This window comes from Streptacidiphilus sp. EB129 (assembly GCF_041262645.1).
Taxonomy (GTDB): domain Bacteria; phylum Actinomycetota; class Actinomycetes; order Streptomycetales; family Streptomycetaceae; genus Streptacidiphilus.
Genome location: NZ_JBGCCS010000079.1, coordinates 1 through 10,513 on the forward strand (window position 1 = coordinate 1; position 10,513 = coordinate 10,513).

Here is a 10,513-nt window from a genome sequence, read left to right on the forward strand (position 1 = left end):
AGCCCTACCCAGCAAGGGCTTTCACCACCCGATCCAGCTACGGACCGAACACCAGTTCATCACATCGGTGATCCAAAAAGTGCGAAACACGAGGGTCCCAGCAGGCCGCGTACGTAGTCACGCATGCGACGACGGGGCTCGACACGACGGAACCGGTGTCCGACGGTCAGGAAGAGGTCGTCCAGTTCTCGGTCCCACAGTTCAGCAGCGCTCTCGTTCACACCGGGAGGCTTCCCCGCCGCTGCCACTACCGAAGGCGTTGTCACACGATCGAGGGGCGGCCCACGGGAAGCCGCCCCTGATCTCCACCAGCCCGGCTACACTCCAGTCCGCCTGCATCGTCCCAGGTCAAGCCCCGAAGTCCTGCTGGAGTACTAGGGCGGAGCGGTGGGGAGCGGGAGGGCGGGTGAGGATCTGCTCCGGGTACCCCTGGAGCGGGGTGAAGCCGAGACGTTGGTAGCGGTGGGCGGGGTGGCGGCCGAGGCGACGACGCCGATCTGGTGCGCGTCCGCCCAGTGCAGCAGGTTCCGGCACAGACGGCCCGCTGAGATCCCGTCAGGCGCCGCTACCAGACACGACGCCTCCCAGTACGCAGCGCCGCGCTCCTGCCCCAGTCGCACGCGGCGCGCAGCGGACGCGTTTCGGCCGCTGCGGATCATGGCCCTGGCCTCGGCGATGAACACCGCGGCAAGCGCCGCGGTGCACAACGGTTCGGCGACCGGCCGGGGCAGGCCGGTGGCGCGGGTGGCGTGATAGGCCGCCCACAGCACCGGGAAGCCGAGCACGCCGAGCAGGGCCGCCCCGATGCCGCCGATGCCCACCGCGGCGGCCTGGCGCCGTGCCGGCACCGCCGGCCCTTCCAGGATCACCATCGCGGTGCCGTACCCGGCGACCACACCGCGGACCCGGGTGGTGGCCAGGACGAGCAGCCACCAGGGCCACGACACCACCCAGGTCACACGGCGGCGCGGGCCCAGATTCCGCGCCAGCAGCCCAGCCCACCGCGGCAGTACGCGCCACGGAACCGAGAATCCGGCAGGCAGCGACGTCGCAGGCGCAGGCGCAGGCGCAGGCGTCATCGCGCCACCGCCGCCCCGTAGGCGGCCACCGGCCGCTCCAGCCCCGGGTCGCGCCGGGCCTGCCGCGCGACCGCACCGACCGCGCGCTGGGCTGCTCCGAGTACCTGCCGGGTCGCTCCCACGCCCTGGGAGGCCAGATGGGCGATCAGGGTGCCGCCCTGGGTGGCGGTGTGCCGCACGGAGGCGCGGAACACCGTGGTGGTCATCCGTCCGATGTCCGAGCGCGAGGCCCCGCTGTCGCGGTAGCCGTGGTCGGAGCGGACCTGCAGGGCCCAGGCCACCAGGTCGGTCCTGCCCCACAGGTGCTCGCCGCGGTCGTCGGCGGCTGTGATCGCCCGGTACAGATCGGGCCTGCCCTCGCCGCCGAAGTCCCGCGGCCGCAGCAGGGTCCGCACCATGCCCACCCGCTTCGGATTGAGCACCAGGGCGGCCAGCAGGAGATCGGCGTCCGTGCTGGCGGGAAGCTCCGCGCCGCGCAGCGGGATCTCTTCGGTCGGTTCCTGGGTCAGCCACGCCGGTGAGGCCAGCTCCCAGCGCCTGTCGAGGTCGGCCAGGTCATCGACCCCGGCGACCGCCGCCTGCTCCACCACCCCCAGATTCGGGTACGTATGGTTGCCGGCGAAGTGGGTGATGATCTCGCCTCGCTCGATCACGGTGCGCCGGATCGCGTCCTGCAGCACCTCCCTGCCGTATTCCAGGGCGGCTTCGCGGTGCGGGGTGATGTCCGGGCTGACCAGGTGGCCGGTCATGCCGGCGGACAACTGGTCCCAGACCTGTGGGGCCACCCGCTCGCGGGCGTCGGTGCAGTTCTGCTGCAGCTGGGGCATCACGACCCGCACCACGGCGTCCAGGCGCCGCGTCGGGTCGGCGGCGAGGACCTCCGGGTGGGTGTAGAGCCGCTGTTCGACCAGGGCGCGGAAGATGCGGGCCATCCAGGGGTCCACGAAGTCCTCGAACCTGAGCCACCGGTGGACGATCTCTGCCAGGTCGGGGCGCTGGAGCAGGGACCCGATCACGGCGTACTCCGCGCGCACCGGGGTGCCCTGAGGGGTCCTCACCGGGCTTCGCTGATCGCGGCGACCGCGGCCTGCCACCGCTCCAGGTCGGTGTCCAGCCGGGTACCGGCCGAGTCGTCCAGGGCCTCCCACCCCTGCGGGGCGAATCTCCACCAGCGGTCGGCGTAGCGCACCGAAGATCCGTCGAACTCACCGAACGGCAGCGCGGCCTGGCCGCTGTCGCGCAACTGCCCCATCTCCTGGGACGTGATGACGCGTGCGGCCAGTCGCGTAGCGCTGGCACGAGCGAGCGCCTTGAGCGCATCCGCCTGCTCCTGGTCGAGTTCCATGCCGCGGCCCTCCGCTTCGATTGCGCGGGCGGCACGAAGGACGACGCCCGGTCCCAGCGCCCCACCATCGACGCCGCCAGCTGGCCGCTCCCGCGGCGGGCGCGTGGACGGCGCGCGAATTCCGGGGTTGGGTATTTCGCCGGGGGATCCGTCCCTGGTTTCGGAACCGGCTGTCCCACGGCCCGGTTCCGGCGGCGATGGGCCCTGGTGCGGCCGGATGGGGGTTGGATGCGCGATGATGGTGCGCTATGGCCGCTACTGATCCCGACGACTTCCAGCAACGCCTCGCCGCCCTGCCGGCGAGAATCACGCGCAAGCAGATCGCGCAGCTGGCCAATGTCAGCCCGGAGACGGTCGTCAAGTGGGTCGCCGACACGCAACGGCGCCCGAAATTCCCCGCGCCGCTTGCCGGCTCGGGACGGGAGAAAGAGGCGAAGGAGTACAGCCGCGCCCGCGTGGGCACCTGGCTGCACGACTACTTCGCCAAGGAGTCCGCCCGCAAAGGGCCCCGCCGCCGGACCGGACTGGGCCGCCTGGGAGAGGTCTCGCCCAGCGACAGCCGCCGGATGACCGACCGTGAACTCGCCCAGCTGCGCGGCGTGACCACGGAAGGCATCACCGACTACCAGCGCCGCTACGGCAAGCGCGCGCACGACCCCTTCCCGCCCCGCGACGAAACCGGCACCCGAAGCGTGGCCGACGTGGCAGCCTGGTTCGCCCGGCACACGCCCGGACCACGCGGCCCCCGCCCCGCGGACGTGATCAGCATTCCGGGCACAACACCGCAGATGAGCGACACGCAGCGGGCCACTGTCCTGCGCACGGCCTTCGCCGTGCTGCCCGACCGCTGCACCACGGCGGACATCGTCACGGTGACCGGCGCGGCCAAGCTGACCGTCGCCGGCTGGGCCCGCCGCAAGACGTTCCCCGCGCCCCTCGTACCGGGCACCTTCCAGCCCGGAGCGGGACAGATCGCAGCCCAGTACCCGAGCCGGGACGTCGCCGCCTGGTGCCTCGACTACCTCTTCGGAGAAGCCAAGGCCGCCGGCACCACCTGATACCCGCCCCTGCCCCATCCATCGCCGGCCCGGACCCAAACGTCCGGGCCGGAAGTGTTTTTCCATCGGGTGCGGTGCTTGGCTTTTACAGGATTCTGTAGGCGTTGATCGGCATCACTGACGGTATGTGAATCGGGCAGCATGCGAGGCCTACGCTGATGTGGTGATGTGGTGTTCGCCCCACGCTCTGGCGGCAGATTGACCCGTTCAGGCGCCTTTCTGCTAGTTGGGCATGTCCGCGTAAATGCGCATCGATGTTCGGTCCTGGGGAAGGCCCCATGCCCGGAGAATCTCCAGGAAGTTGGCCCACCGCCATGTGTCTTGGTCGAGCGCGGCCAAGACACGGACCAGGTGCTGCTGTCGGCTCTCCAGGTCTGCGAACACGGGGAGGCTGGTTTGGTGCGGCGCTCGGAAGGCCAGGCGCAGGGCGGCTGCCGTGATCGCGAAGGTGGCCGGGCCGGAGGTGGCGGCCAGGCCCTGTGTTACGGCGTCCAGTGCCTCGGCGGGGTAGCGATCGGCCAGCAGGGTCAGGCTCGTTGCGGCGTAGCCGCGCAGATCGCCGTCGTAGAACGCAATACCGGGTGGCGCGGGCTGCGGCGGTTCGGCTTCGGTGGCGGCCAGTTCAGCAAGGACCTGCGCGCCCAGGGCGGGGTCGGACCCCGCGTACCCCACGCGTACCAGGGCGGTTGCCGCTGCCCATCGCACCAGTTGTTCTTCGGCGTCCAGGAACGGCTGCAGGCGGTGGACGAGTTCCACGTCGCCAAGCAAGCCCACAGCGATGAGTGTCGTGGAGACGACCTCTGGAATCGCTTCTCGGTCGAGCAGGCGCAGCAACTCCGGCAGCGTGTGCTTCGATTCTTCCGGAAAGCCAGGCCATGAGGTGGATCGTTGCCGCGCGCACAGCGGGATCGTCGTCGTCCAACAGCGCGTACAGGCCCGGTAGCTCCTGTCGCACTGCGTCGTAGGCCGCTATTTCGGCGTCCGCTGCCTGGAGCTGTCCCTCGAAGTCGAACATCGTGCGCCGCATCTCGCGTACACGCCGCTCGCCGTCATCGCGTGCCTGGGCGACCCACTGGTCGTACTCGGCAGCTATCTGCGCTGGATCCTTCGCACTGAACTGCCTGATGTCCTCGCGCCAGCCGATCACGTCGACGCCGCCCGGCAAGTGCGTTTCGTCGTAGCCGATGGCCAGGGAGGCAAGCAGTCCGAGGACCTCGACGCGGCCCGGCAGCGCTGCGTTGGCTGCCAGTGCGGCCAGGAACGGAACGGCCACGGCCGATGCCTGGTAGCGGCTTCCCTGGTGGAAGATGTTGCCGTACAGATGGTGCAGGGCCTTCTTGCGCTCGCCTGCGTCCCCGGCGGTCAGGCCCCGCAGCTGGCCCGGAACGTCGCTTGCGGCGCCGTAGGCGTGCTGCAACGCCGCCCAGTCGATCGCATCCACCCCGGCCAGGGCATCGTTCATGTCTGTGGTCACGAACGGCAATGTCTCACGCCGCTCCGACACTCATGGCGGAGCGGATGGTCCGGCACTGTGCCTGGGGGTGGATCAGCCACAGGAACTTGCCTCGCGAAATGGGGGTTTGCCCAAACGGCAGCCATTCGTAGATTTACGAATAAGCGAGAGGTGGCCAGGTCCGGCCGGCTCCGCCCACTCCCGAACCCATCCCCGAACGAGGAGCACCATGGCTGCCGTACTCAACACCCGCCGTCCCACCGGGGTCCCGCCCTTGCCCCTGATACTGATCGAGGGAGACGAGAACGCCGGAAAGACCTGGGCAGCGGCTCAGTTCACCCGCTGCAGGCGCGTCGGAAGTGTCTACTGGCTCGACCTTGGAGAGGGTTCCGCGGACGAGTACGCCGCGATCCCGGATGCCCGGTTCGAGGTCCTGGTCCACGACGGCAGCTACCGCAGCATCCTCGAGCAGATCGAGGCCGTGCACGCCGAAGCCCGCCGCGCCGCCGATGACGGTGAGCGCCCCGTGGTCCTGGTGGTCGACTCCATCTCGGCCCTGTGGCGGATGCTGACGCACTGGACCTACCAGCGCGCCCGGCGCAGCGACGCCAACCGGGCCCGCCTCGCCGCCAACCCGGACGCGGTGATCGAGGTGCCTGCGAACCTGTGGATCGACCGCAACCAGCGCTGGGCCCGGGTGCTGTGGCTGCTCCAGACCCTGCCGGGGATCCCGATCGTCCTGGCCCGTGGCAAGGAGACCTCCGCGTTCGACGACAACGGCAAGCCGATCGCCCACAGTACCGAGTGGAAGGTCATCGCCGGTGACGACCTCGGCTTCGAGGCCACCGCCTGGGTGCGCCTGCAGCGCGGCCGGCCCGCGCGCCTGGTCAAGGCCCGGTCGCTGCGGATGCCCGTCGACCCGGGGCAGCCGCTGGAGCTGCCGGAGTTCTCCATCGAGGACCTGGTCTTCGAGCGGCTGGGGTGCACCGAGTACTCCCAGCCCCGCGTCATGCCCCAGCTCGTCGGCGACCAGGTCCAGCCCTGGCTGGACCAGGTCCGCGCCGTCCACGACCTCGACCAGGCCAACGCGGTGTGGACGGCCTGCCACCCCGACCGCAGCGGCCTGAGCTTCGAGGAAGCGGCCACGGTCCAGACCGCCCTTCGGGCGCGCGTGGCCGAACTCGCGAACCCGCGCCCCGGCCTGCTCGACAGCCCAGACCCCGACGCCGAACGACTGCGCGCAGCGGCCGCCCAGCGCGCAGCAGCCCCCGGCACGGACACCCCCGGCCCGCAGGCATCGAACACCACCACCCCGCGCGGCCCCCAGCTCGTCCCGGTCCCGTAACCGCTCGCCCGCTCCGCCCGCCCGGAGCCGCACCAACGCGGCTCCGGGCCCACCACCCCCTGCCCCCGATCGCGACTCGGATGAAAGAGCTCCCGATTCTGATGGCCACGCCCACCTTGTCGCCACACCCGCCGGCGCACTCGCCTTCCCTGTGGGAAGCAGCCGAAGCCCTGGACCAGCGCAGCGCCCGTTCCCGGCAGACCCAGCTCGGTGCTTCGGACACCGTCTGCGCGCGGCGCGCCGCCTACATCACCTTCGGCACCACCCCCAGCGACCAGTCCCCGAAACGGGCCGCGATCCTGGGCACCTACCTCCACACCGGGTTCCTCACCGCCGCCCGTGAGGTCTTCAACTGGCTGACCGAGAAGACGGTCCACAACGAGCTCGTGCGCGGGCACATCGACACCGTCCAACTCGACCAGGCCACCGCCGAACGCCTCCCCGCCCGCCTGCGCCCGCACCGGCCCGCCGACCAGCTCACCGTCGAGGACCTCAAAACCAAATCCACCCGCGTCTGGGACCACGTCCTGCGCGAAGGCGCGACCGCGGCCGAACGCCGCCAGGTCTACCTCTACGCCGGACTGCTGCGCACCGAGGGCTTCGCCGATGTCGACGGCCAGCACCACCTGGCCCCGCTCGGACCGCTGGACGTGCAGCGGATCCGGTTCCGCTTCATCAACCGCGACAACGGCGAGGAGCACGTCCAGGAGCTCGCCTACGACCACGGCCAGGCCACCGAGGCACTGTGGTGGGTCGAGCGGATCCAGTGCCTGCCCTCCCCGCAGTGGGCACCGCGCGGCTTCGCGGGACCGGGCATCGACGCGATCTGCGACTCCTGCCCCTTCCGCAGCCTGTGCTGGCCGGCGGCCGAACCCGGCCGCACCCCGCAGAGCGCCCAGGTCCACCACGACGCCGACCGCGAGCAGGCCCTGGCCCAGTACGCCCAGGGCGCCGAACTGACCCGCACGGGCGAGCGCCTGAAGAAGACCGCCCGGGCGCGCCTGGACGGATCACCCAGCGGCACCTACGGGCCCCACCGCCTGGCCTGGACCGGCGGCACCCCCGTACGCGAAGTCGACACCGGGCAGCTCGTGGACCTCTACCGGCGCGCCGGGGTGCACGTCCCGATGCGCCCCGACGAGGTCCTCATGGTCGACCTGGCCAGGGAAGCCGGGCTGACCATCCCTCAGCGCACCACCGACCGGCGCACCCCACGCACCATCAAGGTCCTGCCCGCACCCGAGCCGCCACCAACCGGACCCGCTTCCGGACCCCAGACCAGCCACAGCCCCACATTCCTGGGCCCGGAAGCTGACCCCGCCACCTCGGCGACCCCGCAGTGAACACCCCTCGCGCACTTCGACCATGACCCCAACCCAACAACGCGAACGGACCCACACCGTGGACCACAGCCACAGCCACAGCCACACGCCCAGCCCCAGCACCAACATCCCGCGCGCCCGCTGGAGCGACCTCTACCGGGACACCCTCGCCGGTCCCGCCGCGCCGGACGGCGTCAGGATCCGCGCGAGCCTGCTGCCCGAGTCGGTGTGGGGCAGCAACGTGCGCGGCCTGGTCACCCAGAGCATCTGGAACAAGCTGCGGATCCCGGTCTGCGAGGCCGCCGGCAACCGCTGCCAGATCTGCGGACACCGGCCCACCACCCGGCGTCCCGACTGCCACGAGAAGTGGTCCTTCACCCCCGCCACCACCCCCGGCACACCCGGAGTACAGAAATTGGAGGCCCTTTTGGCCCTGTGCGCGGCCTGTCACCTGGTCCAGCACACGGGCCTGGCCCGGATCCGCGGCGAGCAGGACAGCGTCCTGGATCACCTCATGCGCCTCAACGGCTGGAGCGCCGAGCAGGCATGGGCCGATGTGGTGCGCGCCAGCAACCTCGGCGGTCATCTGTGGGACCTCGCCTGGGACCTGGACCTCTCCCTGCTCCGCGGACAGCTGCAGATCCCCGACTACCCGGACCTGCTGATACCCCACGCCGCCCGCGCGGGCCTCGGCAACTCCTACACACCCACGGCGCAGCGTCGCACCCGCAGCACCTGACCCCGGTCTCCCGCCAGCCAGTCCCACATGCCGACACCGGAAGGACCGCACCGACCCATGCACCCCACGCCGCCCGGGCCCCAGCACGAAGCCAGCACCCGCACCGGTCCAGCAGCCACGGCATCCTTGACCACAGCAGCGGCCCACCTCCTCCCGGGCACTATCCGGTTCGTCGCATTGGGGGAGCCGGGCCGGGTGCGTCTGGCCGGCACCGACCTGCCCCTGGAACGACTGCGGTCCGAACCCGAACGCCACGCCCGGCTGTTCGAGGACGCGAAGACCGCGCCCGGCCACGGGCTGTGCCTGTGCCGGGAGCAACCGCTGCCACTGGTCATCCGGCTGCGCAGCGGCCGCTACCACCTGGCCGGATGGCCCGGCCACGGCGCCGAGCACCACGCCGAGTGCCTGTTCTTCAAGCTGGCCGAGGACATGTCGGGCCGATCCGCCCTCAACCTCGGTGCCATCGTGGAGCACGAGGACGGCATCAGCATCCGCCTGCGCAACGCCCTCCTGCTCGTCCTGGACCCCCAGGCCCCCGAACTCTCCGACACCGACCACACCCCCGCGGTGGGCCGCGACGCCACCAGCCTGCTGGGGCTGCTGCACGTCCTGTGGGAGCAGGCAGGCCTCAACGTGTGGCAGCGTCACACCGGCGACCGCACCTGGAAGGCCGCCCACCGCCGCCTCACCGACGCCGCCGCCACCTGCACCCTGGGCACCCGGCCACTGGCCGACCTCCTGCACATCGTCCCCCCGTACCACCCCGACACCGCCACCCACACCAACGACCAGCTCACCCGCTTCACCAGCCGCCTGGGACGCCACCTCGACCGCCAGCACCGCGGCCTGATCCTGGGCGAGATCAAAACCCTCACCCCCGGCGCCACCACCACCCGCCTCAACCTGCGCCACCAACGCGCCTCGATCACCCTGCCCAACCCGCTGATCGAACGCGCCCAACGCTCCTACCGCCCCGTCTTCGCCCCCCACCGGCCCCGCTCGCGCCAGATCGCACTGCTCCTGGTCGAGCGCACCGGCCGGGACCGCCTGCACGCCGTCGACATGTGCGCGATGCTCACCAACACCGCGCTGATCCCCGGCGAGTCCGGGCCCGAGATCCTGGCCGCCGACCACCTGATAGCCCGCGGCCGCACCTTCGCCAAACCCCTGCGCTTCGACACCGCCGACGCGGTCTTCCCCGACTTCGTCCTGACCGACACCCGGCCGCCGGCCTACATGGAAGTCTGGGGAGTCCACGGCCGCCAGGACTACGAGGACCGGCGCCGCGCGAAAGAACTCCACTACCGTCAATCCGGCGCCACCCTGGTCAGCTGGGACACCGCCACCGACCTCCTCGCCGACCTCCCCCTGCCACCACGCCACACCGACAGCTGAACCCGGCGGCACCGCCTCGCCGGCACGTCACCCATCCACAGGAGTCGAGACCCATGACCACCAGTCAGCCAGTACCCCCCACCACCGCCACCCAACCTGCACTCGCTCTGACCCGGGCCTGGCAGGACGCCATCCGCGCCGGCGCCACCACACGCCAGGCCGCCATGGCCGCGCTGCAGACGCACGACAACGCCACCCGGCCCAAGACCCCCGAGACACCGCACCACCGCAACATCGAACTCCTTCAGGTAACCAGCCTGACCGAACTCATCTCCGACGCCCTGACCGCCCTGGCCACCGACACCAACAGCCCCCGCTGCGTCGAAACCGCCGACTGGCTCTGGGTCAGCGGCGCCATCACCACCACACCCGAACACGACCAAGCAGTCACCATCGCCCTCGCAATCATGCTGCTCGCCGAAGGCGCCGGCCTCGAGCACGACAACGTGCTCCCACCCAGCAGTCGCACCTCCTAATGAGTGACTCTGTCGGGAATCTTGAGGCCCTGGGGGCTATTTGCCTTGCCGCCACCACAGGGGGCGGGGCAGGCCACGTGTGTCGAGGTACTGCTGGAACGCCGTGGGAGGGCGGGGCCGGTAGGAGCTGTCGGCGGGTTCTTGAAGGCTCAGCCGCTCGACGTTGATCGCGAGTGCGGTCAGGACGTGCTGGACGTGGGTCTTGGCCCAATGCCGGGAAGTTTGGCGAATTGACGGTGTGTCAACCCCTCCGTCGGATGGGCTGGGCGCGGCAACGGAGCTCCGATAGAACGGGGGTCGA

Annotated in this window: 10 protein-coding genes; 6 read left to right on the top strand and 4 right to left on the bottom strand. The window is 70.9% G+C overall.

Going from position 1 to position 10,513, the window contains the following annotated elements:
* Positions 1–374 precede the first annotated feature (374 nt).
* From ABH925_RS37040 to ABH925_RS37050, 3 genes are all read right to left on the bottom strand, one after another.
* Positions 375–950 (bottom strand): hypothetical protein, encoded by a 576-nt coding sequence (locus ABH925_RS37040; protein ID WP_370155908.1) that lies wholly within the window; start codon positions 948–950, stop codon positions 375–377.
* 125 nt (positions 951–1,075) lie between these two features.
* Entirely contained in the window at positions 1,076–2,137 is a 1,062-nt protein-coding gene (locus ABH925_RS37045) for a DnaB-like helicase N-terminal domain-containing protein (protein WP_370155911.1), read from the bottom strand.
* Positions 2,134–2,424 carry a hypothetical protein gene (locus tag ABH925_RS37050; RefSeq protein ID WP_370155913.1) on the bottom strand — a complete coding sequence of 97 codons (291 nt, stop codon included), beginning with the start codon at positions 2,422–2,424 and terminating at the stop codon, positions 2,134–2,136. The genes ABH925_RS37045 and ABH925_RS37050 overlap by 4 nt, the downstream gene beginning before the upstream one ends.
* A gap of 248 nt (positions 2,425–2,672) precedes the next feature.
* Between ABH925_RS37050 and ABH925_RS37055 the strand changes: the two genes are divergently transcribed.
* On the top strand, positions 2,673–3,482 hold the full coding sequence (locus ABH925_RS37055) for a hypothetical protein (RefSeq protein WP_370155915.1): 810 nt from the start codon (positions 2,673–2,675) through the stop codon (positions 3,480–3,482).
* A gap of 222 nt (positions 3,483–3,704) precedes the next feature.
* On the opposite strand, the gene ABH925_RS37060 is transcribed toward ABH925_RS37055, so the two are convergent.
* Positions 3,705–4,316 carry a hypothetical protein gene (locus ABH925_RS37060; protein ID WP_370155918.1) on the bottom strand — a complete coding sequence of 204 codons (612 nt, stop codon included), beginning with the start codon at positions 4,314–4,316 and terminating at the stop codon, positions 3,705–3,707.
* An 848-nt stretch (positions 4,317–5,164) separates the two neighbouring features.
* Here ABH925_RS37060 and ABH925_RS37065 point away from each other — a divergent pair.
* From ABH925_RS37065 to ABH925_RS37085, 5 genes are all read left to right on the top strand, one after another.
* The gene (locus ABH925_RS37065; RefSeq protein WP_370155920.1) at positions 5,165–6,280 is read left to right on the top strand and encodes an AAA family ATPase; all 1,116 of its coding nucleotides are present in this window, start codon (positions 5,165–5,167) and stop codon (positions 6,278–6,280) included.
* A 101-nt stretch (positions 6,281–6,381) separates the two neighbouring features.
* On the top strand, positions 6,382–7,623 hold the full coding sequence (locus ABH925_RS37070) for a PD-(D/E)XK nuclease family protein (protein WP_370155921.1): 1,242 nt from the start codon (positions 6,382–6,384) through the stop codon (positions 7,621–7,623).
* A 22-nt stretch (positions 7,624–7,645) separates the two neighbouring features.
* Positions 7,646–8,341 carry a hypothetical protein gene (locus ABH925_RS37075; RefSeq protein ID WP_370155923.1) on the top strand — a complete coding sequence of 232 codons (696 nt, stop codon included), beginning with the start codon at positions 7,646–7,648 and terminating at the stop codon, positions 8,339–8,341.
* A gap of 195 nt (positions 8,342–8,536) precedes the next feature.
* Positions 8,537–9,736, top strand: coding sequence for a DUF1173 family protein (locus ABH925_RS37080; RefSeq protein ID WP_370155925.1), 1,200 nt, complete (start codon positions 8,537–8,539; stop codon positions 9,734–9,736).
* Positions 9,737–9,789: 53 nt separating this feature from the next.
* Positions 9,790–10,212: a hypothetical protein gene (locus tag ABH925_RS37085; protein ID WP_370155927.1), complete on the top strand. Its 423-nt coding sequence runs from the start codon at positions 9,790–9,792 to the stop codon at positions 10,210–10,212.
* Positions 10,213–10,513: the final 301 nt, after the last annotated feature.

Coding starts and splice junctions, on each gene's coding strand:
- ABH925_RS37050 (WP_370155913.1), bottom strand. CDS start 2,424: ATGGAACTCGACCAGGAGCAGGCGGATGCGCTCAAGGCGCTCGCTCGT.
- ABH925_RS37055 (WP_370155915.1), top strand. CDS start 2,673: ATGGCCGCTACTGATCCCGACGACTTCCAGCAACGCCTCGCCGCCCTG.
- ABH925_RS37065 (WP_370155920.1), top strand. CDS start 5,165: ATGGCTGCCGTACTCAACACCCGCCGTCCCACCGGGGTCCCGCCCTTG.
- ABH925_RS37070 (WP_370155921.1), top strand. CDS start 6,382: ATGGCCACGCCCACCTTGTCGCCACACCCGCCGGCGCACTCGCCTTCC.
- ABH925_RS37075 (WP_370155923.1), top strand. CDS start 7,646: ATGACCCCAACCCAACAACGCGAACGGACCCACACCGTGGACCACAGC.
- ABH925_RS37085 (WP_370155927.1), top strand. CDS start 9,790: ATGACCACCAGTCAGCCAGTACCCCCCACCACCGCCACCCAACCTGCA.